This is a genomic window from Streptomyces sp. NPDC058246 (genome assembly GCF_042881985.1).
Taxonomy (GTDB): domain Bacteria; phylum Actinomycetota; class Actinomycetes; order Streptomycetales; family Streptomycetaceae; genus Streptomyces.
The window spans coordinates 101,429-123,157 of record NZ_JBHVWZ010000018.1; the positions used below are offsets into that span (position 1 = coordinate 101,429).

General features: G+C 72.7%; 18 protein-coding genes and 2 pseudogenes. 9 read left to right on the forward strand and 11 right to left on the reverse strand.

From position 1 onward, the window contains the following. Window positions 1-185: 185 nt before the first annotated feature. A complete protein-coding gene (locus tag ACFVXA_RS25180) occupies window positions 186-797 on the reverse strand; it encodes an antibiotic biosynthesis monooxygenase (RefSeq protein ID WP_362028710.1) in 612 nt (203 codons plus the stop codon). A gap of 218 nt (window positions 798-1,015) precedes the next feature. Here ACFVXA_RS25180 and ACFVXA_RS25185 point away from each other — a divergent pair, with 218 nt between their 5' ends. After that, window positions 1,016-1,711: a glycoside hydrolase family 75 protein gene (locus tag ACFVXA_RS25185; protein ID WP_390026780.1), complete on the forward strand. Its 696-nt coding sequence runs from the start codon at window positions 1,016-1,018 to the stop codon at window positions 1,709-1,711. 62 nt (window positions 1,712-1,773) lie between these two features. Here ACFVXA_RS25185 and ACFVXA_RS25190 read toward each other — a convergent pair whose 3' ends face one another. Together ACFVXA_RS25190 and ACFVXA_RS25195 are read right to left on the reverse strand one after the other, a co-directional pair. Beyond that, entirely contained in the window at window positions 1,774-2,475 is a 702-nt protein-coding gene (locus ACFVXA_RS25190) for an SDR family oxidoreductase (protein WP_390026782.1), read from the reverse strand. A gap of 61 nt (window positions 2,476-2,536) precedes the next feature. Continuing rightward, the gene (locus tag ACFVXA_RS25195) at window positions 2,537-5,917 is read right to left on the reverse strand and encodes a hypothetical protein (protein WP_390026784.1); all 3,381 of its coding nucleotides are present in this window, start codon (window positions 5,915-5,917) and stop codon (window positions 2,537-2,539) included. A 230-nt stretch (window positions 5,918-6,147) separates the two neighbouring features. Here ACFVXA_RS25195 and ACFVXA_RS25200 point away from each other — a divergent pair, with 230 nt between their 5' ends. Continuing rightward, a complete protein-coding gene (locus ACFVXA_RS25200; protein WP_390026787.1) occupies window positions 6,148-7,560 on the forward strand; it encodes a glycosyltransferase family 39 protein in 1,413 nt (470 codons plus the stop codon). 30 nt (window positions 7,561-7,590) lie between these two features. On the opposite strand, the gene ACFVXA_RS25205 is transcribed toward ACFVXA_RS25200, so the two are convergent. Continuing rightward, entirely contained in the window at window positions 7,591-8,520 is a 930-nt protein-coding gene (locus tag ACFVXA_RS25205; protein ID WP_390026790.1) for a class I SAM-dependent methyltransferase, read from the reverse strand. Between the two features lie 122 nt (window positions 8,521-8,642). On the opposite strand from ACFVXA_RS25205, the gene ACFVXA_RS25210 reads away from it, so the two are divergent. Continuing rightward, entirely contained in the window at window positions 8,643-9,413 is a 771-nt protein-coding gene (locus ACFVXA_RS25210) for a phytanoyl-CoA dioxygenase family protein (RefSeq protein WP_384022477.1), read from the forward strand. Between the two features lie 128 nt (window positions 9,414-9,541). Here the strand turns inward: ACFVXA_RS25210 and ACFVXA_RS25215 are convergent, their stop codons facing one another. Continuing rightward, window positions 9,542-10,489 (reverse strand): helix-turn-helix transcriptional regulator, encoded by a 948-nt coding sequence (locus tag ACFVXA_RS25215; RefSeq protein ID WP_390026792.1) that lies wholly within the window; start codon window positions 10,487-10,489, stop codon window positions 9,542-9,544. Between the two features lie 62 nt (window positions 10,490-10,551). On the opposite strand from ACFVXA_RS25215, the gene ACFVXA_RS25220 reads away from it, so the two are divergent. After that, on the forward strand, window positions 10,552-11,031 hold the full coding sequence (locus ACFVXA_RS25220) for a hypothetical protein (protein ID WP_362028690.1): 480 nt from the start codon (window positions 10,552-10,554) through the stop codon (window positions 11,029-11,031). Next, window positions 11,028-11,494: pseudogene (locus tag ACFVXA_RS25225) on the forward strand (hypothetical protein). Before ACFVXA_RS25220 ends, ACFVXA_RS25225 begins: the two are co-directional and overlap by 4 nt. Before the next feature lie 18 nt (window positions 11,495-11,512). Here ACFVXA_RS25225 and ACFVXA_RS25230 read toward each other — a convergent pair. The 3 genes from ACFVXA_RS25230 to ACFVXA_RS25240 form a co-directional block, all read right to left on the reverse strand. Continuing rightward, window positions 11,513-12,229 carry a methyltransferase domain-containing protein gene (locus tag ACFVXA_RS25230; protein ID WP_383745113.1) on the reverse strand — a complete coding sequence of 239 codons (717 nt, stop codon included), beginning with the start codon at window positions 12,227-12,229 and terminating at the stop codon, window positions 11,513-11,515. Window positions 12,230-12,233: 4 nt separating this feature from the next. Beyond that, a complete protein-coding gene (locus ACFVXA_RS25235; RefSeq protein WP_383745005.1) occupies window positions 12,234-12,539 on the reverse strand; it encodes a 4a-hydroxytetrahydrobiopterin dehydratase in 306 nt (101 codons plus the stop codon). Window positions 12,540-12,726: 187 nt separating this feature from the next. Then, window positions 12,727-13,824 carry an ADP-ribosylglycohydrolase family protein gene (locus ACFVXA_RS25240; protein ID WP_390026793.1) on the reverse strand — a complete coding sequence of 366 codons (1,098 nt, stop codon included), beginning with the start codon at window positions 13,822-13,824 and terminating at the stop codon, window positions 12,727-12,729. A gap of 27 nt (window positions 13,825-13,851) precedes the next feature. On the opposite strand from ACFVXA_RS25240, the gene ACFVXA_RS25245 reads away from it, so the two are divergent. The 4 genes and pseudogenes from ACFVXA_RS25245 to narI all read left to right on the forward strand — a co-directional run. After that, window positions 13,852-14,694, forward strand: a complete 843-nt coding sequence (locus tag ACFVXA_RS25245; protein ID WP_383908324.1) for a helix-turn-helix domain-containing protein — start codon at window positions 13,852-13,854, stop codon at window positions 14,692-14,694. 198 nt (window positions 14,695-14,892) lie between these two features. Then, window positions 14,893-15,756 (forward strand): helix-turn-helix transcriptional regulator, encoded by an 864-nt coding sequence (locus ACFVXA_RS25250; RefSeq protein ID WP_362028672.1) that lies wholly within the window; start codon window positions 14,893-14,895, stop codon window positions 15,754-15,756. A gap of 67 nt (window positions 15,757-15,823) precedes the next feature. Continuing rightward, on the forward strand, window positions 15,824-16,639 hold the full coding sequence (locus ACFVXA_RS25255; protein WP_390026796.1) for an SAM-dependent methyltransferase: 816 nt from the start codon (window positions 15,824-15,826) through the stop codon (window positions 16,637-16,639). A gap of 4 nt (window positions 16,640-16,643) precedes the next feature. After that, a pseudogene (narI, locus tag ACFVXA_RS25260) lies at window positions 16,644-17,207 on the forward strand (respiratory nitrate reductase subunit gamma); the annotation flags it as partial. Between the two features lie 39 nt (window positions 17,208-17,246). Here narI and dnaK read toward each other — a convergent pair. The 3 genes from dnaK to ACFVXA_RS25275 all read right to left on the reverse strand — a co-directional run bounded on the left by dnaK (window position 17,247) and on the right by ACFVXA_RS25275 (window position 21,571). Continuing rightward, window positions 17,247-19,121: a molecular chaperone DnaK gene (dnaK, locus tag ACFVXA_RS25265; RefSeq protein WP_362028666.1), complete on the reverse strand. Its 1,875-nt coding sequence runs from the start codon at window positions 19,119-19,121 to the stop codon at window positions 17,247-17,249. Between the two features lie 161 nt (window positions 19,122-19,282). After that, window positions 19,283-19,708, reverse strand: a complete 426-nt coding sequence (locus tag ACFVXA_RS25270; RefSeq protein WP_384022467.1) for an OsmC family protein — start codon at window positions 19,706-19,708, stop codon at window positions 19,283-19,285. Between the two features lie 126 nt (window positions 19,709-19,834). Continuing rightward, on the reverse strand, window positions 19,835-21,571 hold the full coding sequence (locus ACFVXA_RS25275) for a hypothetical protein (protein ID WP_390026820.1): 1,737 nt from the start codon (window positions 21,569-21,571) through the stop codon (window positions 19,835-19,837). Between the last annotated feature and the right edge of the window lie 158 nt (window positions 21,572-21,729).

Consider the following 21,729-nt stretch of genomic DNA (forward strand, 5'->3'; position numbering starts at 1 on the left):
TCGGTACGACGTACGCCCCGCCGCGCGGCCTCCCGCACGGCGGGGCGTACGTGCATCCGGCACGGCGGGGCGTACGTGCATCCGGCACGGCGGGGCGTACGTGCATCCGGCACGGCGGGGCCTACGCGCGCCGGGCCACGTAGCGCGCCGGGCCACCCCGTCGGCCAACCCCCGTACGGGGAGCGTCAGTCGACGCGCACGTCCGCGTGGACGACCTCGAACTCCTCCAGTCCCGTCACGGTGACATGCGCCTTGGCCGCCCCCTCGTGCCGGGCGACCGCCTGGCCGGCGCGGGACGCGGCGAGGGACTCGCGGTCGGCGAAGAGGGCGCCGACCATCCCCTGTCCACGCTCACGGTCCACGAACAGGGACGTCCTGGCCAGCCCTCCGAGGGTCTCGAGCCGTGGGAGCACGGTGGCCCGGAACGTGTCGGCGAGCAGGTCCGTGTCCGCGGGGTCGAACTCCAGCCTGCTGACCCGCAGTCCGCCGCCCGCCCTCGGGTGCTGGACCCCGTGGAACACCGCCACCTCGTAGTTGTGGACCGACACGGTCCCCGCGAACGGCTCCAGGAGCGCCGACCGGCGTTCGCGCATCACCTCGTCGCTGTTGTGCCGGGACTCCTCGGACTCCCACCAACTGACCGCGAGCAGTTTGCCGAGTTCCCGGTCCACGAAGACGTCCGCTCCGCGGTAGCCGGGGCGTTCTTCCAGCAGGTCCCGCCCCTCCGTGTTCATGGCTCTGATGGCCGTGTCGACCTTGGCGGGATCGCCGGTCACGTAAACGCTGCGTACGAACATGGCCCCTCGCCTTCCGGGAATGCGTGACTGACTGCACGGGAAGATCCGGCCCGAATATCCGGAATGTTCGATATCTCCAGTCTTCTCTCGGTGGCGAATCACCGCAAACGACACAGAGCTCCCGCCTTTGCGCCAGGGGACTTGACGCGGCCACGTAAAGAGGTCCACCTTGTACGGCACTCGGTAAGGAAACTTTCCTAACAGAAGGGTCCCCCACAGTGCGCATCCGAACACTGACCCTCGCCGCGGCCTCCGGGGCCGCCCTGCTCGCCGCCGGCGTGCTCCCCGCGAACGCCTCCGGCACCACCGCCCCGACGTCCGCACGGGAGGGCTCGGTCAGCGCGGCCGACCTGCTCGCCAAGGTGACGTCCTGTTCACAGATATCGAACGGCAAGTACAAGACCGACGACGAGACCTCGGCCACCGTCCCCGTGTGCGGCAAGAACGGCGCGGTGTTCTGGAAGGCCGACATGGACATCGACTGCGACGGCCAGCGGACCACCAACTGCAATGAGAACCGCGACCCCTGGTACCAGAACGACACGGCCTTCCACCAGTCCGACGACAAGCCCCTGAAGGCCGAGTCGCTGCCGTACGTCGTCGTGCCCAGCTCCAGCAGCATCTGGAACTACTCCAGCGCGGGCATCAAGGGCGGCGGGGTGGTCGCCGTGATCTACAACAACAAGGTCGAGTACGCGGTCGTCGGCGACACCGGCCCCACGAAGATCATCGGCGAGGCTTCGTACGCCACGGCCAAGGCGCTCGGTATCGACCCCGACCCGGCGACCGGCGGCACCGACTCCGGCGTGACGTACATCCTGTTCAAGAACTCCAAGGTCTCCCCCATCGAGAGCCACAGCGCGGCGGTGTCTCTCGGGGACCAGTTGGCGAAACAGTTCCTGCAGAACAACTGAGCCGGGAGGGGAGAAGGGCCCGGTACCGCGGCCTGGGTGCGGTACCGGGCCTCCCGCGTACGTCAGTTGGGCTGCCCGATGGGCCGTACGACCACGGTGTTGACGTCCACGCCGTCGGGCTGCCGGATCGCCCAGACGACCGAGTCGGCGATCTGGTCGGCGGTGAGGAGATGGCCGGGCGGGAGGCTGCCGTAACTGTCCCAGAACGGGGTCTCCACGCGGCCGGGGGCGATCAGCGTCACCCCGACGCCGAACTCGGTGACCTGACGGCGGGTGTTCTCGGCGAGACCGGTCACCGCCCACTTGGTCGCCCCGTAGAGGTTGCCGGGGGTCGGCACGAACCCGGCGACACTGCCGACCAGGACGATCCGCCCACGGGTCTCTTTCAGGGCGTCGATGGAGGCGCGGACGAGCAGCGCGGGGCCGAGCACGTTGGTCAGCACCATCTCGGTCCAGCCCGCCGGGTCGCCGTCGGCGACCGAGTCGTGGGTGGCGGTACCGGCGTTGGCGACGACCGTGTCCAGCCGGCCGAAGGCCTTCAGCGTGCTGTCGACCGCCGACCGCACGTCGGCGTACTCGGCCGTGTTCCCCACGATCGTCAACAGGCGCTCACAGTCGCCGATTTCGGCCGCGAAGTCGCGCAGGCGCCGCTCGCCGCGGCCGGTGACGGCGACCCGCTGTCCGGCGTCCAGCAGCTGCCGGGCGACGGCTGCGCCGATGCCGCTGCCACCGCCGGTGATGAGCGCGACCGGAGAGTCGGTCATGGTGATACCCCCTGTGTCGAGTCGGACGAAGGGGAGTTCATCACCTGGAGCGCTCTCGAAGTCAAGCGTCACCGCAGGGGGTGCGGTACGGCACGGAGGGGAGGTAGCGGTGCCACTCGGTCGAGGTCGGGCCGCCTCCGGCACGTGCGCACACCGTGGCCGAGGCCCTCGACGGCGTCAACGGGCCGGAGCGGTCGGGCAGATGAGGTGTGGCGGCGTGGATCTCGTCGCCGCCCGGGGTGAATCCGAGGGCGAGCACCGGCCCGTCCCCGACCGGCAGGGTGGCAGGCGGCAGGGCGGGCGACGCCGTCTCCCACACCTCGACGGAGCCGTCGGGCATGCCGGCCGCGAGCAGCGCGCCGTCGGCGGAGAACGCCAGGGCCGTCCCGTCGGCGGTGGAGCCGACCTGCCTCAGCACGGCGGTCCTGCGCCAGGTGTGCGCGTCCCAGAGGGTCACACGGCCACGGTAGTCGGCCGCGGCGAGGTACCTCCCGTCGCGGCTGAAGGCACCCGTGCGGAGGATGTCCTCTCCCTCGATTCCCTTGACTCCCTTGCGGCGTCTGCCCGTTGACACGTCGACGAGCGTTCCCTCGGTGGTCAGCGCGACACGGCCCGTGGGGTCGACGGCCACCTGCTCGGAGCCCTGCCCGGTGGCCGGCGGCCGGACCGGACGGCCCCGGCTGTCGAACGCGGCGGTCTTGGCCGCCCCGTCCCGCCACGCCCGGCCCGTAAGCCCGTGCAGCGTGAAGGTGCCCACGGCGCTGGTCCGGCCGCCCTCGCGGTAGCGCAGCACGCCGTCGGCCAGGTCCAGGCGGATGTCGCCGACCGCCGAGGTGGCGATCGGGAAGGTGAGCAGCGGTTCGCGCCGGCCGTCGTCCGCGGGCGCCGGCAAGTCGGTGCGCCACAGTGCGAAGGTGCCCTCGCTCCAGGTCAGGGCGTAGTCACCGGCGAACTCCACGACGTGTCCGCCGCCCGCCAGGGGCAGCCGGGGCCTTTCCCGGCCGGTGCGGAAGTCCCAGGTCACGATGGCGTCCGAGGCCGCCGTCGCCACGGCCCGGCTGTCGGCGGTGAACGTGAGCTCGTCCCCCCGGCACAGCGCCCGCTCGGTCGCCGCGGGCACCCGGGTGGTGACCGGGCGCCGCTCGACGATGTCGAGGATCCGCAACCGCCCGCCGTACTCCGAGCACCAGGCCAGATAGCGGCCGTCGCCGCTCTGCGTCGGCAGTGCGCCGTCGTCGGCGCCGTGGTCGTACCGGAAGAGCACGCGCTGCCGTCGCACGTCCCAGACTTCGAGCGTCGCATGCCCGCCCGCGGCGCGCCGGACGAGGAAGGTGCGTCCGCTCGGGCCGAACGCGCCGTCGGTGTCCGTCCACGAGCCGGCGCCGAGCCGACGGGTGCTGCCATCGGTCAGTCCGCCGATCACCGCGCCCCCGCGACCCGGGTCCCGGTAGGCGACGAGCCGGCCGTCCGCGCTGACGTCGACCACGCCCGCGGACAGCCCGCGGCGCTCCACGGAGCGGATGCGCCGGTGGGTCCGCACGTCCCACTGCACGACCCTGTCGTGCACCACCGTGGAGAGAACGCGGCCGTCGTGGCTGAGCCAGGCGGGCGCGTTGGGGGTTCGGCCGCCCTCTTCCGGCTGGGTGAACACGTCCTGCTCGCTCTGCGCGGCCGCCGTGCGCAGCGCCGTCCGGGTCTCCGGCAGGTCCGCGGTGTGCCAGGCGGCGAGGGCCAGGCGCATCGCGGTGCGCGGGTCCGAGGCGCGCAGGGTGTCCGTGAGCGCGGCGATCCGGCGGGCCTCGGCCTGGTCGCGCTGGCGTGCGCTGACCCCGCTCTGCCGCCAGGCGACCGTCCCCGCGGCCACGGCGAGGCAGAGCAGCACGGCGAGCCCTGCGCTGAGCCCGCGCAGGCGACGGGCCGTCCGGGCCGCGGTGTGCCGCCCGCGGTCGTACGACTCGACGCTCGCCGTCAGGAAGTCGCGTTCGAGTGCGCTCAACTCCCCACGGTACGGGCCCTGTTCGATGAACGCCTGGCGCGCCTGCGTCAGCCGCACGCCCCGGTACAGCGCCCCGGTGTCCCGCTTCAACTCGGCCCAGTTCCGGGCCGCTTCGGTGAGGCGGCGGTGCGCGCGCAGGCGTTCGCGGTCGGCGTCGACCCAGCCGCGCAGCCGGGGCCAGGCGCCGAGCAGCGCCTCGTGGGCGAGGTCGACGGTGTCGCCGTCCACGGTCAACAGGCGTGCGCGGACGAGGCGTTCGAGGACGCGGGCGGTCGTTCGGCCGGTGCCGAGTTCGGCGCGGTCGGCCGGGCGCCGGGTGTCCTCGGTGCCGTCGCCTGGTGTGACCAGGCGCAGCAGCAGGGCGCGGGTGGCGGCGGCCTCGGCGGGGGTGCTGCGGGCGTACACCTCCTCCGCGGTGTGGGCGACGGCGCCGCGGATGCCGCCGACGGCCTCGTAGGCGGCGAGGGTGAGGGTCTTGCCGGCGCGCCGCCGCCAGACCTCGCGCAGGGCGTGGGCCATCAGCGGCAGTCCGCCGGGTTCGCCGGCGACGTCGGCGACGATCCGGGCGGTCAGGGCGCGTTCGACGACCAGCCGGCGCGCGACGGCGGGCCGGACCACGGCCTCCCGCAGCCGCTGCGCGTGCATCGGCCCGACGAGCAGCGTGGAGTCGCGCAACGCCTCGGCGAGCAGGGCGTGTTCGGCACAGCGGCCGTAGAAGTCGGCGCGGACGGCCAGGACCACGCGCAGCCGGGACACCGGGTCGCACGCGGTGAGCAGCCTGCCGAGAAACAGTTCACGTTCGGCCGTGTCGGCGCAGAGCGCGAAGACCTCCTCGAACTGGTCGACGACCAGCAGGGTGTCACCGGGGGCGTCGTGCGGGGTGAACAGGGCCTCGTGGGTGCGGGCCGGGTGGGCGCCCGGGGTGAGGACGCGGAGGGCGGCGGGGCGCTGTCCGGGGTCGGGCGACTCGCGGAGCGCGGGTATCAGACCGGCCCGCAGGAGTGACGACTTGCCGCTGCCGGACGCGCCGACGATCGCGCCGAACCTGGTGCGGCGGGTGAGGGCGGCCAGTTCGGCGATCAGGTCGTCGCGGCCGTGGAAGTGGTCCCGGTCGCCGGTGTCGAACCGGGCGAGGCCCGGATAGGGGCCCTCCTCCTCGTCGTCGGTGGCGTGCGCGCCCGCCGCCTCGGCGACCGCCGCCCGCCAGCGCCGCTCCCACTCCTCGGGGTCGCCGCCGCACGCCGTGACGTACGCCGTGACGACCGGCAGGGTGGGCAGCCGCTCCCCCGCTGCCGCCGCCGACAGTGTGGGCCCGGAGTACCCGGCCCTCGACGCCATCGCGCGGTAGGTCGGCGTGCCCGCCTCGTCGCGCAGCTTGCGCAGTTCGTACGCGAACCGCTGCACCACCCCGGCTCCCGGATCCAGCGGTTTCTCCCGGCGCCCCATATGCGTCTCCCCCGTCGATCGCTGCCGTCCTCCACGCTAACAACGCCGGTACGTCGATTGATTGGCGCCCGTGACCAGGGCTGCCCATCAATCCGTCCGTGGCTGGACTCGTCGGTGCACCGCCACGCGGCCCCGCTCACCGGGGCCCGTCGTCCCGACACGCACCGGAGTCCGCCATCGCCACCACCACACGGTCCCCGAGGGCCGTCCTCCCGGTCACCGCCCCGCCGGTGGCCCGCCGTCGCCCCCGTCCGCACGCGCTCGCCCCCGTCGCCCTGTCCCTGGCCCTCGGCCTGTGGGGCGTACGGCGGGAGGGCAGCCTGTGGCGGGACGAGGCGGTGACGTACGACATGGCGCGGCGCGGACTGCCCCAGCTGGGGCGGACACTGGAGCGCGTCGACGCCGTGCACGGCCTGTACTACCTGCTGATGCACGGCCTGTTCCGGGTCTTCGCCGGGGCCGACCCGCTGCTGGTGTTGCGGCTGCCGTCGGTGCTGTCGGTCGCCGCGGCGGCCGGGACGCTGGCGCTGCTCGGGCACCGGCTCGCCGGCCCGCGCGCGGGGCTGCTGTCCGGGGTGGTGTTCGCGCTGCTGCCGCCGGTCCAGCGGTATGCGCAGGAGGGCCGTTCGTACGCGCTGGTGTGCGCGCTGGTGGTCTGGGCGTCGTATCTGCTGGTACGCGCGGTGGAGTCGCGCACCCGCCGGTCCTGGGTCGCCTACGCTGCCGTCCTCCTGGCCGGCTGTCTGCTGCACGAGTTCGCGGTGCTGGTGCTCGCCGCGCATGCCGTGGCCGTACCCCGGGCGGCCCGGCGGGCGTGGGCGCGGGCCGCGCTCGCGGTCGCGGTGGGGGTGGCCGCGCCGGCCGCGTTCAGCGTGGGCCAGTCGGAGCAGGTGTCCTGGATCGGGGGGATCGGGGCCGGGGCGCTCGTGGGCTTCGCCGGGGTGGCGGCCCTCGGCACCGCCTGCGCCGCGCTGCTGCCGCGGGGCCGGAGCGCCGGGCGCGTGGGCCTGGTGCCGCTGGCGCTGCCCCTGTTCGTCCTCCCCGGGCTGCTGCTCCTGCTGGTGTCGCTGGTCAAGCCGCTGTACGTGGACCGCTACGTCCTCTACGGCCAGGCGGGTACCGCCCTGTTGGCCGGCGCGGCACTGGACCGGCTCGCGCGCGCGGGAGGCCTGATCCGGGCCGGCGCGCTGCTCGCCGCCGGGGCTGCTGTCGCGGCACTGCTGCCGGTCGCCCTCCACCTGCGTACCCCGCAGAGCCGCGTCGACGACGTCACCGCGGTGGCCGCGGCCGTCCGCGCGGCGGCCGAGGGCGCCGACGGCGTCCTCTACCTGCCCGCGCGGCGCCGCGTCTGGTCCCTGGTCGACCCGGACTCCGTGCGCGGCCCGCGCGACCTGGCCCTGGACCGCGGCCCGGCCGACTCCGGCACGCTGTACGGCACCGAGGTCGCCCCGTCCGTCGTCCGGTCCCGTGTCCTCGCCGCGCGGCGGATCGTCGTCCTGCGCGATCCGGCAGGGCAGCCCGTGGACGCCACACCTCAGGAGGCGGCGAAGCGGCGGTTGCTCGCCGAGCACTTCGAGGAGTGCGGGACGCGCGCGGCGCTGGGCGCCCGGGTGAGCGTGTACGCGCGGCCGGGGCGGTGCTGATCTCGGCCCCGGAATCGCTCGGCGAGGGACTTACCCGGGCCGTACGGCCGTGTGCACCGTGTACGCCGACAGCACGAACACGTCCGGTCGCCGGTGCACGCTCGCCGGGTCCGCCGGGTCCAGGAGGCGGTCCAGGGTGGCGCGGTCGTCGGCGTCGACGGCTTCGTCGAGGGCACCGCGGAGGCGGGCGAGGGACGCGGCGACGTAGGCGCGGGCCCGGTCGGGCGCCGGTGCGGGCACGTCCAGCAGGAAGCTGCGGGTGCGGGTGTGCTTCAGCCCCGCGGCGGTCAGCAGGGCCGGCCAGTCCTCGGTCACGGCGACACTGCCCGGGAGGTCGGCCCGCATCCGCGCGAACCACTCCTCCTCCACCGCGTCGAGCCGCGCCTGCAGTCCCGGCCGGCCGATGCCGATGTCCCGGGGCAGGAAGCGGTGGGGCAGGCCGCCCTCGAGGAGGGCCAGGGTGCCGCCGGGAGCGAGCCGTTGGGCGAAGGCGGTGAGCGCGGCCCGCTGGTCGCCGAGGTGGTGCAGGCTGCGGCTCGCCCACAGCAGGTCGGCCGGGTACTCCAACTCGGCCAGTACGCCGGGGAGTTCACCGGAGATGGTGCCGAACCGGTCGGCGAAGCCCTGGCGGGCGGCCCGGGCGCGGGCCCGCTCCAGCAACGGCTCGGCGCCGTCCACCGCGACGACCCGCGCGCCGGGGAACTCCTCGGCGAACAGACCCGACACCACACCGGGACCGCTGCCCGCGTCGACGATCAGCCCCGGATCGGTCACCTCCTCCGCCAGCCAGGCCATCGCCTTCTGGTACACGGGGGCGAACAGCTCCGCCTGCGACTCCAGATGCGGGGCCATCTCGGCCCAGTCGATGTCGGTGCCGTCAGGACCGTGGCCGTGACCATGGCCGTGGTCGTGGTCGTGACCTTGATCATGACCGGGATCGTGGTGCGGGCGGTGCGCCATGGTGTCAGCCTCTCGTTCGGGTGCGGCCAGCGTGCGACGACGCACCGCGCACGGGCCAGTCCTGTTGCGAAGGCGGCAAAAACAGGATGCGGCGCGGGGGGCGGATCTCCGACGATGGCCCGATGGACGACGAGCTGGTGGAGCGCTTCCTCGAAGACGGTTTCGTGAGGATCGAGGGCGCCTTCCCGCCGCGTGTCGCCGAGGACTGCGCGCGGCTGCTGTGGCAGGAGACCGGGTACGACCCGGACGACCCCGGCACTTGGAAGGACCCCGTGGTCCGGGTCGGCGGCATGGCGCAGGGGCCGTTCGCGGCTGCGGCCAACTCCCCTGCCCTGCATGAGGCGTTCGACCTGCTGGTGGGCGCCGGCCGCTGGGTGCCGCGCTACTCCCTGGGCGGCTTCCCGCTGCGGTTCCCGCACACGCAGGAGCCGGACGACGCCGGCTGGCACATCGAGGGCAGCTATCTTCCCGAGGGCGCGACCTGGCACTACGCCAATCTGCGGTCGAGGGACCGGGCGCTGCTGATGCTGTTCCTGTTCAGCGAGGTGACCGAGGAGGACGCCCCGACCCGTATCCGTGTCGGCTCGCACCTCGACGTGCCGCCACTGCTGGAGCCGTACGGCGAGGACGGCGTGTCCGGACTCGAGATCGCCCCGCGGCTGGTGGAGGCGTCCGCGCACCGGCCGCTCGGGTACGCCACCGGCCGCCCCGGTGACGTCTACCTGTGCCACCCGTTCCTGGTGCACGCGGCCCAGCCGCACCATGGCAGCCGCCCCCGTCTCATGGCGCAGCCGCCGCTGTATCCGGCGGTGCCCTACGAGCTGGACCGTCCCGACGGGGACTATTCGGCGGTGGAGTTCGCGATCCGCCGGGGCCTGTTCCGGGAGGGCTGACCCCGGCGAGCCGTCACGGCGTGGATCCGTCGGACTCGCCCGGAGGCTTCCTCCACACGTACGCGTCGGTCCCCGTCGCCGATGAAGCGGCTCGGATACGGCGGCCGCTCGTCGGCCGGCGTTCTCCGCTATGTCGCGTACCTGCGGGCCAGCGTGGTGACCGTCTCGGCGATCCGCTGCCGCAGCTCGGCGGGTTCGAGGACCTCGATGTCCGTGCCGAGGCGCAGGAAGTCCTGGTGGGCGTGGTCCACGGACTCGATGGGAACGGTGGCGCGGGTCCAACCGTCCTTGTCGGGACGGCCGTTGGCCGCCACCGCGTCTCCCGCCGGGCCGCTCAGCCGGGTTCCCGGGGACAGTCGGACGACCGCCTGCGAACGGTGCAGTCGCTCGTGGAAGTCCCGCTGGTAGGCGGACCAGTAGGCGGCGAGAGCGAAGTCGTCCGGCCTGGTGAACTCCTCGTCGGATGCGCTGAGTTCGAGGATCTGGTCGACGCGGAAGGTACGGGGGCCCGGGCCCGCGACGACGTACCAGCGGCCCGCCTTCAGGACCAGGCCGTACGGCTCCAGGCGGCGCTCCACGTCGGTGGGCTCGCGCCAGCGGCGGTACCGGATGTGCAGGACCCGGCTGTTCCAGACCGCGTCGGCGACGGCGGGGAGGTACGGGGTGTCGCCGGCGTCCGCGTACCAGCCGGGAGCGTCGAGGTGGAAGCGGCCGCTGATCCGGTCGGCGTGCGCGCGCAGCTCGCGCGGGAGGGCGGCGCGCACCTTCCGCTGGGCGGCGGCCAGGACCGAACCGAGGCCGAGTTCGGCGGCGGGTCCGGGGACGCCGGCGAGGAAGAGGGCCTCGGCCTCGTCGGTGGTCAGGCCGGTGAGACGGGTGCGGTAGCCGTCCAGGAGGCGGTAGCCGCCGGCGTGGCCCGCGTCGCCGTACAACGGGACGCCGGCCGCCCCGAGTGCCTCGACGTCCCGGTACACGGTCCGCACCGACACCTCCAGCTCCTCGGCGAGCTCGGCGGCCGTCATCCGGCCGCGGGTCTGCAGGAGCAGAAGGATCGAGACGAGCCGTGCTGACTTCACCGCTCCAGAATCCCAGACTTCACTGACAGAAGGTGTCAGTGAAGCGGGCCTAGCTTCCTCACATGGCCTTCCTGGAGAAACTGCTGACCGTGCCGCCGCCGATCGAGGTGGCGGGACGGTGGATCAAGCGCTACCACGTCACCGCCGACCCGGCGGGCATCGCACCCGAGGTGGAGAAGGCGGCGTACGCGATACTGCCCGAGCTGCTCCCCGAGCCGGACGGCACCCCGCCCGCGACCTTCGTCGTCCTGCACCGGGGCGGCGACGACGGCGCGTACCTCAACGCCTACAGCTGGGTGTGGGACAACGTCCTGCACTTCCGGGGCGCGTCGGCGGGCCAGCCAGTGCTGGGCTGCCCGGACCGGGACCCCGCCCACTTCATCACGCCCGGCCTTCCGTGGATCGGCTGTGTCTGGGAGCTGCCGCCGATCCTGCACGAGCGGGACGCCTGGGTACGGCACCTGCTCGCGCCGGAAGTCCCGGATCTGGAGGCCTACTTGACCGACTCCCTGCCCGCGGGAACCACGGGGGACCGCTCATGAGCGGCGCGCACGACTTCGACTTCTTCCACGGCGAGTGGGACGTGCACCACCGCCGCCGTACCGACTTCCTCGACGCCGGCAGCGGCTGGGAGGAGTTCCCGGCCACGAGCCGCTGCTGGAGCCTGTTCGACGGGGCCGCCAATCTGGATGAGATGGCGGTGCCCGGGCAGGGCTGGACGGGGCTCACTCTGCGACTCTTCGACCCCGCGACGCGGGAGTGGTCGCTGAACTGGTCCTCCAGCCGCAGCGGCAGGCTCTTCCCACCGGTGATCGGTGAATTCAGTGACGGGCGGGGCGAGTTCTACGGGGACGACACGCACGACGGGAAGCACGTGCGGGTGCGGTTCCTGTGGTCGGGGATCTCGGGGACGACGGCCGTTGGGAGCAGGCGTTCTCCGTGGACGGGGAGAGGACGTGGGTGACGAACTGGGTCATGGAGTTCACCCGGCGGCGAGCCGCGTGAACGCGGCACTCGGGTTGCTCAGGGCTTCCGGAACGCCCGCAGTGTGAACTCGGGGTCCGGACGCGGCGAGTCCGGGTCCCGTAGCGCCTCGATGCGCTCGGCGAGCGCGGTGCCGCCCGCCGCGTAGATCTCGCCGCTGCGGACGTAGCGGGCCAGCCGGCGCGGTGTCCGTCCCTGGCCGTGGCCCCGGAAGCGGGCCGTACCGCTGGGGAGCAGCCCGTGGTCGGCGGCGTACGCCGTGACGAGTCCGGCCTCGTCCGTGGCGCGCTCCGTGCGGTAGGGCGCGGTGAGCGCGTCGATGTCGCTGTCCACGTGGTGGGCGGCGGCCTTGTCGACAGTGGTGACGAGGACGCCGCCGGGGCGCAGGACGCGGGCGGCCTCGGCGACGACGGTCCCCGCGTCCGCCAGCAGGTGCAGCAGCCAGATGACCGACACGGCGTCGAACGAGCGGTCGGCGAAGGGGAGTTGACGGGAGTCGCTGCGGACGACGGCCCCCGGTAGGCGCGCCGCCGCCCGTCGGGCCATGCCGTGCGCGGCGTCCGCGCCCGTCACCCGGAGCCCAGGCCGCCCGGCGACGAGCCGTCGTGTCACGATCCCGGTGCCGCAGGCGACGTCGAGCAGGCTGTGCGCGCTCTCGGGGACGAGGCCGAGCACGGCGTCGGCGGCCGCGGCGGCGCGGGGCTCGCCGCCCCGCGTGGCGTCGTATTCGTCGGCTTCCTCGTCGTAGTCCAGCACGTGGTCACCTCGCCCCATGTCCCGGGGCCAGGTCCTCCACCCTGCGGGCGAGGGCGAAGTCGAGCTCGGTGACGGCGCCGCCGACGCTGTGCGTGTTCACGGTGAGGGAGACGGTGTTGTAGCCGAGAGTGAGGTCGGAGTGGTGGTCGAGTTCCTCCTGCACCTGGGCGATGTGTACGACCATCGCGGTGGCCGCGAAGTGCGAGCCGAGGCGGTAGGAACGGGCGAGGCGGTCGCCGTCCACCGACCAGCCCGGCAGCTCCGCCAGGCGCTCCTCGATCTCCTTCTGCGACAACGGTTCGACAGCCATGACCTCGGTCCTTTCGTACGACGCGGGGTTCGGGGGTGCGGGGGCTCTTCCTCAGCCTGCCACAGGATTTCGCCCCCTCCACCGCTTCCGGTCCCGTACCTGGGAGCTCCGCCCCCGGACCCCCGTATCGGCCTAACGGCCTCGGCCTCGGCGCAGGACTGGCTGGGGACTCGTGCCCACCCCGCCCTCACCCCCGTAGGCACTCCGCGGCGAAGTCGTCCGCGAGCGCGGCGATCTGCGCGCGGCCCTCGACCCGCTCCAGCCATTCCTGGGGAAGACGGTGGTCGCCGTACCGGGCGCCGAGGAGGTTGCCGCAGAGGGATCCGGTGGAGTCGCTGTCGCCTGAGTGGTTGACGGCGAGGAGGAGGGCGTCGGAGACGTCGCGCCCGGCGAGGGCGCAGTAGACGCCGATGGCGAGGGCCTCCTCGGCGATCCAGCCGGCGCCGAGGGACTCGACCTTCCCGGCGCTCGGAGCGCCGGCGGCCGCCAGATCGAGGGCGCGGTGCAGGGCGACGGTGGTCTCTTCGTGGCCGGGATGGCGCGCGAGCAGCCGCAGCACGCGCAGGACGGCACCCTCCAGGGAGTCCCCGGCGACCAGATGGCTGACGATCGCGGCCAGCGCCCCTGCCGCGTAGTACCCCGTGGGGTGGCCGTGCGTGATCTGGGCGCAGCGGGCGGCCAGCTCGAACGCGTGCCGCGCCGACGTCCGCGGCATGAGCCCGAACGGCGCCGAGCGCATCACCGTGCCGCACCCCTTGGACTCCGGGTTGACGGGCCCGGGCGGACCGAGCTCGCCCCACGGGTCGGGGATGTGGTGCTGCGCGAGCCCGGACAGGCAGGCGTTGCCGGGGGCGCGGCGGGCGTACAGCCAGGTCTGCGCGACGAGGCCGCCCGTGGCTGAAGTGGAGGAAGAAGCGGCCGCCGTGGCCTTGTCGGGTGCCGTCTTGTTCTGGGTCTGAAGCCACCGGTCGTAGGCCTCCCGGACCAGCGCGGTCGACGCGCCGCCGATCCCCTTGAGCCGGGCGCGCGTGTGGGCCCGCTGGAGGCCCTCCACCGTGAAGAGCGTCATCTGGGTGTCGTCGCTGATACGGCCCACGGCCCCGTCGCCGGTGGGGACGAGCCCGGTCACACCCTCGGGTCCGTGCGCGGCGCGGATCCCCTCCAGCGAGGCGAACTCGACGGGGTAGCCGAGGGCGTCCCCGACCGCCCCGCCCAGCACACAGCCCCGTACCCGCGCCCGGTAGACGGCCTCGGCCTCCCAGGACGGATTCCCCGACTCGATCACGCGCTACTCCTCGACTACGGTCCTCGTATGACCATTGTCCCGTCCAGGACCGCCGTGCCGCCAACTGCCCCCGCGGACAAGGGCGTCGGCCCGCTGCTGCGCGGCTGGCGGGAGCAGCGGCGGGTGAGTCAGCTGGAGCTGGCGCTGCGGGCGGGCTCCTCGGCGCGGCACATCAGCTTCATCGAGACGGGCCGCTCGCGCCCGAGCGAGGAGATGGTGCTGCGGCTCGCCGAGCACCTCGACGTCCCGGTCCGGGAGCGCAACGCGCTGCTGCTCGCCGCCGGTTACGCGCCGCACTACCCGGAGACCCCGCTCGACGACCCGTCGATGGACGCCCTGCGCGAGGGGATGGAGCGGCTGATCCAGGGGTACGAGCCGTATCCGGCGCTGGTGGTCGACGCCACGTACAACGTCCTCGCGGCGAACCGGGGCATCGCCATGCTCCTCGACGGGATCCCCGAGAAGCTCCTCGTGCCCCCGCTCAACGCGATGCGGCTCACGCTCCACCCGGAGGGTCTGGCGCCGCGTATCCGCAACCTGCGCGTCTGGCGCGACCATCTGCTCGCCCAGATGGACCGCCAGATCGCGCTGCGCCGCTCGGAACCGCTGCGCGCCCTGTACGAAGAGGTGGCGGCCTTCCCGGTCCCGGACCCGGACCCGGACCCGGCGGGGGACGACGAACCCTTCGCCCCCGTCGCCTACTTCGCGCTCCCGATGCAGATCGAGCACGAAGGCAGGGTGCTGTCGTTCATCTCGTCCATCTCGACCTTCAACACCCCGATGGACGTGACGGTCGCCGAACTGGCCATCGAGACCTTCCTCCCGGCGGACCCGGCGACGGTCAAGTACCTTCGATCACTCGTCTCTTGACGGCGGATTCCAGCGGCTGGGAGGGGTGGAACCCGGGCCGGAGTGCGCCGGTCCGGGATCCAGTACGCGACCACCATGCCGGGCGCGCCGGGCAGGCGTCGATCACCTCCCGGGTAAAGGCGGCTCGGCGGATCCTGTGAGGGTTCTGGGGGGACATGACACACTGCTCGGGTACTTCGGCGCGTGGGGAGGCGTGGCGTGAGTGAGCGGCGGGCTGCGCCCACCGTGGGGCAGGTGGTTCTGGGACGGCGGCTGCAGGAGTTGCGGGAGGCCGCGGGGCTCAAGCGGGAGGAGGCGGCCCGCGTGCTGCGCGTCGCCCCGGCGACCGTGCGGCGGATGGAGACGGCCGAGGTCTCCCTCAAGATCCCTTACGTGCAGATGCTGTTGGCGACATACGGCGTGGCCGACGACGAGGCCGGCGCCTTCGTCGCGCTGGCCGAGGAGGCCAATCAGCCGGGCTGGTGGCAGCGGTTCCACGATGTGCTCCCGGACTGGTTCAGTCTGCACGTCAGCCTGGAGGGTGCCGCCCGGATGATCCGCTCGTACGAGCCGCACTTCGTGCCCGGACTGCTGCAGACCGAGGACTACGCGCGGGCCGTGCTGGACGCCGGGACGGTCGGGCAGACGGGCCCGGAGGCGATCGAGCGGCATGTGGCCCTGCGGATGAACCGGCAGAAGCTGCTCACCCGCGAGCACCCGCCGCACCTGTGGGTGATCATGGACGAGACGGCGCTGCGACGCCCGGTGAGCATCCACTCCTCGGTCATGCGCGAGCAGATCGACAAACTCCTCGTGGCGATCGAGAGCGATCACATCACGCTCCAGGTCGCCGAGTTCGCGAACGGCCCGCACCCGGGGACGTACACGTCGTTCGCGCTGTTCCGCTTCGCGGAGCCGGAGCTGCCCGACATGGTCTACAGCGAATACGTGAGCGGCGCCCTGTATCTCGACTCGCGCGTCGAGGTCGCCCTGCACCTGGAGGTGCTCGACCACATGTCGGCGCACGCGGCCTCCGTCCAGCGCACCAGGACGATCCTCCAGGAGTTCCGCGAGAAGTTCTGAGAACGCCGGCCGATGCCCTTGATCCCGGACGCCACCCGACCCATCGAGCAGATCGAGGAGCCCGCGCATGACCGGAAGCGAATCCGCGCCCACCCAGGTCGACACCAGTCGGCCCCACCCCGCCCGCGTCTACGACTGGTGGCTGGGCGGCAAGGACAACTACCCGGTGGACGAGGAGCTGGCCCGCCGGATCCTCGCCGCGGACGGCACCGCGGTGCGCGGGGCGCGCGCCAACCGCCGGTTCATGCACCGCGCGACCCGCGCCGCCGCCCGGGCCGGGATACGCCAGTTCCTCGACATCGGCACCGGCATCCCCACCCAGCCCAATCTGCACCAGGTGGCCCAGCGGGTCGCGCCGGAGTCCAGGGTCGTGTACGCGGACAACGACCCGATCGTGCTGCGGCACGCGCAGGCCCTGCTGCACGGGTCCGCCGAGGGCACCACCCACTATGTGCACGCCGACGTCCGCGACCCCGACACGATCCTGCGTCTGGCCGGCGAGTCCCTGGACCTCACGCAGCCGGTCGCGTTGTCCCTGGTCGCGCTCACCCACTACCTGGGCGACGCCGGAGACGGCGACGACGTGCACGGCCTGCTGAAGACGTACGTCGATGCGCTGGTCCCCGGCAGCCACCTGGTGCTTTCGCAGGTGACCTCCGACATCAGCCCCGAGGGCGTCGCGAAGGCCGCGGAGCTGTTCCGGCAGAGCGGCACCCCCTTCTTCCCGCGCTCGCGCGCCGAGTTCTCGCGCTTCTTCGACGGCCTGGAGCTCCTGGAGCCGGGCGTGGTCGCGGTCTCCGAGTGGCGGCCGTACGACGAGGACCTGGCGGCCCAGGCCGAGGGCGCGGTGCCGGTGTACGCCGGGGTCGCGATCAAGCCCTGACCCGCACGGCATCCTCTTCGTCCTCGTCGGGCATCTAGTCGGGCTGTTCATTCCGGAGTCGTGGACCGCGTCGGTGGGCGTCGAGGAGCCCTGGTACCACCTGTTCTCGCTGTACGGCGGCACGGCGGCCGGCGTCCTCGCGGTGGCCGGCATCCTGCTGCTGCTCTACCGCAGACGGACCAAGGCGCCGGTGTTCCGCGCGACGACCGCCAACGACAAGCTGATGTACGTGGTGCTGCTCGGCGCGATCGTGGTGGGCATGGCCGCCAAGCTCACGCACGCGTCCGGCGACGGCTACAACTACCCGCAGACGATCGCTCCTTGGGCCCGCAGTCTGTTCACGCTCCGGCCCAGGACGGAACTGATGCACGGCGTACCGGTGCTCTTCCAGGTCCACGCGGTGATCGGCATGGCCCTGATCGCGCTCGTCCCCTACACCCGCCTGGTCCACACGTTCAGCGCGCCGGTGCAGTACCTCTTCCGCCCGTACGTGGTGTACCGCAGCCGCGACCCGAAGCAGCTCGGGCCGCGGCCGGCACGGCGGGGCTGGGAGAAGACGGACGCCTGACGGTCGCCCGACGGACATCTGGGCGGCCCCGCCGTCGAGTCAGGCCGCGCCGCCCTTCGTGTCCCTGTCCTCGTCCACGATCTCGGCGTCGACCACGCCCTCCTCGTCGCTCGGGGCGTGCTCCGTGGGCGGCTGATCCTGGGGCGGTGTCTGCTGCTGGGCCTGGGCCTGGGCGTACATGGCCTGCCCCATCTTCTGGCTGACGCCGGCCAGCTTCTCGACGCCCGCCCGGAGTGCGCTCGTGTCCGCCTCCTCCTCCAGGAGTGCCTTGAGCTCCGCGATCGCCGACTCGACCTCCGTCTTCGCGTCGGACGCGATGCGCTCGTCGTTCTCACGGATGAACTTCTCGGTCTGGTAGACGAGTTGCTCGGCCTGGTTGCGGGTCTCGGCGGACTCGCGGCGCAGGCGGTCCTCCTCGGCGTACTGCTCGGCCTCGCGCATCATGCGGTCGATGTCGTCCTTGGGCAGCGCGGAGCCGCCGGTGACGGTCATCTTCTGCTCGCGCCCGGTGGCCAGGTCCTTCGCGGAGACGTGCATGATCCCGTTGGCGTCGATGTCGAAGGCCACCTCGATCTGCGGCACCCCGCGCGGCGCGGGCGGCAGCCCGGTGAGGTCGAAGACGCCGAGCTTCTTGTTGTACGCGGCGATCTCGCGCTCGCCCTGGTAGACCTGGATGCCGACCGAGGGCTGATTGTCCGCGGCGGTCGTGAAGATCTCCGAACGCCGGGTCGGGATCGTGGTGTTGCGCTCGATGAGCTTGGTCATGATGCCGCCCTTGGTCTCGATGCCGAGGGACAGCGGGGTGACGTCGAGCAGGAGCACGTCCTTGACGTCACCGCGGATGACACCCGCCTGGAGGGCGGCGCCGACGGCCACGACCTCGTCCGGGTTGACGCCCTTGTGCGGGTCCTTGCCGGTGAGCTCCTTCACCAGGTCGGTGACGGCCGGCATCCGGGTGGAGCCGCCCACCAGGATGACGTGGTCGACCGCGGACAGCTTCACGCCGGCGTCCTTGACCGCCTGGTGGAAGGGGGTCTTGCAGCGGTCGAGCAAGTCGGCGGTCAGCTCCTGGAACTGAGCGCGCGTCAGCTTCTCGTCGAGGTGCAGCGGGCCGTCCGCGGTGGCGGTGATGTAGGGCAGGTTGATGGTGGTCTCGGTGGAACTGGACAGCTCGATCTTGGCCTTCTCCGCGCCCTCGCGCAGCCGTTGCAGCGCCATCTTGTCGTGGCCGAGGTCGATGCCGTACGAGGCCTTGAAGCGCTGGGCGAGGTGCTCGACGATCCGCTGGTCCCAGTCGTCGCCGCCGAGCCGGGTGTCGCCGTTGGTGGCCTTGACCTCGATGACGCCGTCGCCGATCTCCAGGAGCGAGACGTCGAAGGTGCCGCCGCCCAGGTCGAAGACGAGGACGGTCTGCTCCTCGCCCCGGTCGAGTCCGTAGGCGAGGGCCGCGGCCGTCGGCTCGTTGATGATCCGCAGGACCTTCAGGCCCGCGATCTCGCCCGCCTCCTTGGTGGCCTGGCGCTGTGCGTCGTCGAAGTAGGCGGGCACGGTGATCACGGCGTCCGTGACATCCTCGCCGAGATACGCCTCCGCGTCCCGCTTCAGCTTCTGCAGCACGCGCGCCGAGAGCTCCTGCGCCCGGTAGCGGGTGCCGTCGATGTCGCCCTGCTCCGGAAAACGCCAGCTCACATCGCCCATGTGACGCTTCACGGAGCGCGCGGTCCGCTCCACGTTCGTCACCGCCTGCCGCTTGGCGACCTCGCCGACGAGCACTTCGCCGTTCTTGGCGAAGGCCACCACGGAGGGTGTGGTGCGCGCGCCCTCCGCGTTGGCGACGACGGTGGGGTCACCACCCTCCAGGACGGCCACCACCGAGTTCGTGGTCCCGAGATCGATCCCGACCGCACGTGCCATGTCCGTCCCCTTCCACCAGGGCTCTGCCCATTTACCAGCACAAAACGTGAGTACGTTCTTGTCAATGGGACGTTCCGGTCCAGGGGACGGGTGCCCCCTGCGGACGCGGACATGACGATGCCGCGCCCCCCGGCGGAGGACGCGGCATCGGGGCGGCGGTGTCAGGCGAGCTTCGCCGACAGGGTGATCGTCGTGCCGGTGAGCGCCTGGCTGACCGGGCAGTTCTTCTTGGCGTCCTCGGCCGCGGCGGCGAAGCCGTCGTCGTCGAGGCCCGGCACCGTGCCCTCGACCGTGAGGTGGATGCCGGTGATGCCCTCGCCGGGCTGGAAGGTGACGTCGGCGTTGGTGACGAGCTTGGTGGGCGGGGTGCCGGCGCCCGCGAGGGCGTGCGACAGCGCCATGGAGAAGCAGCTGGAGTGGGCGGCGGCGATCAGCTCCTCGGGGCTGGTCCTGCCGTTGGCGTCCTGGGCCCGCGACGCCCACGTCACCGGCTGCTGGCCGATGCCGGAGGAGTCGAAGGTGACGACGCCGCTGCCCTCGAGCAGGTTGCCTTCCCACACGGTGTGTGCGGTGCGCGTGGTTGCCACGATGAATCCCTTCGATGGGGTCCCGTTTTCGGGGTCCGTACCCACCATCCGATCACACCTGCGCGCGGCACACCCGCAAGACAGGTCACGGCACCCGTAAGACAGGTCACCGCACCGTGGGACGGATCAGCGCACCCGGAAGACCGGTCCGCGCGCGGTGAACGGGAGGCGGCCGCCCTGTGGGATCAGGTACGCGTGCTCGCGCCGCACCCGCAGTACGTCGCAGTAGCCGTCCGTGATCACCAGGACGGGTGCGTCGGGCGGGAAGTCGTCGGCGCGGTGCAGCAGGTCGATCCCGGGCTGCAGCACCGTTCCGCCGCGCCCGTGCACCCGTACGCGGCCGGCGATCTCCGTGACCGGCAGATAGCCCGCGTCGTGCGGGGCGGAGTCGCAGAAGACGACCCGGGCGGCCGGTACGTCGTGGGCCTCGGCGTACGAGGCGATGGCGCCCAGCGCCTTGCCGAGCAGCGCGTGGTCCATGGAGGCGGAGGTGTCGAGGACGACGCCGAAGGTGCAGCGGGGGATCTCCTCGGGCGGGAAGTAGCGGCCGGCGCGTGGGATGTCGGGCGTGGACGACTGCCGGCGCGAGGGGCGCGCGTACGACCGTACGGCCTCGGGGCGGGGCACGAACTCGTCGAACCAGCGGGCGAGCCGGGCGTCCCAGGGCAGCGGCGGATGGCTGAGCGCGCGGATCTCCTCCACCAGGCCGCCGGGCAGGTAGCCGCGCTCCTGTTGCTGGTGCAGGTCGAGGCCCTGGCCGAGGCCGCGGCGGTAGAACTCGTCGAGGTCGACGTAGTCGCGGGGGGAGCCGAGGGGGCCGCCGAGGATGTCGCCCGCGCCCTTGCCGCGCAGGGTGGACAGACGGCGCATCCGGCGCAGGTCGCCGGCGATCCGGTCGTACACCTCCTCCGCCGACAGGTCCTTCAACTCCGGGTCGTACAGCAGGCCTTCGGGCATGGTGCCGATCTGCATCTCGCACAGCCAGCCGTTGATGACGTAGTCGGCGGCGATGTTGAAGAGGTAGGGGTCACGGGTGCCGCGGCGGTCGCCGTGGCGCAGGGCGGCGTGCAGCATCTCGTGGGCGAGGACGAACCGCCATTCCTCGTCGCCGAACCGACGGAGCGGGTTGATGTAGATCTCGGCGGCCTCCGTGTCGACCGCGGCGACGGAAATGCCGTGGGCGCGGGCGAGTTCGGCGTCGGCGACGAGGGTGATGCCGGCGGCGATGCCGCCGAGCAGGGGGTAGGAGGAGATGAACCAGCTCAGCGCCCGCTCCCAGGGCTGCAGCCGGGTGGGGCCGCCGCGCATGGACGCACGCCGGCCGCCCGCCATGTCCATCGCGGCGGCCATGGTGCGGGTCAGCGCGTGCGCGAAGGCGATCTGCCAGTCGGGCGGGGTGCCGCCGAGCCAGGTGTTCCACGGCACGAGGACCTGGTCGGGATCGCCGGCCGCCGTGCCGCAGCGCTCGTACATGGGCGGGATGCCGTCGCGGCGCCAGCGCGCGGCGAGCTTCTCCTCGTCGCCGTCGGGGTAGGAGGCGGGCAGGTCATCGGGGGTCAGGCCGATCGGGAAGCCGAGCAGGAAGCGGTTGACCACCACGCAGCGGGCGGCGACGTCGAAGCGGTCGGGCTGTTCTCGCTCACCGGTCGCCGCCGGGACGTGTCCGAAGCCGAGATGGATGACGGCGTGCGCGATCGCCCAGGCCCAGGCGGCCGGTTCGGCATGGCGGGTGGGGTGGACGTGCAGCGTGCCGTCGGAGTCGACACGGACCAGACCGTCGCGGGGCGCCCGGACGCACGTCTCCTGACGGCACGTACTGAACTCGATCGCGGCCAGCGCCCGATTCGCCCGGACCAGCCGCATCCCCTCCGCGAACGCCTCACCGGCCGGATCCGGCTTGTCCTCACGGTCGCCCTTCCTGACGCGGCTCAACGCCGGGCCCCGACAGACGCCCCGTGACGACGACACGGGGCAGGCCCGCCGCGGCCCCTGCCCCACAACCCGCTCCGGGCACCGGAGAC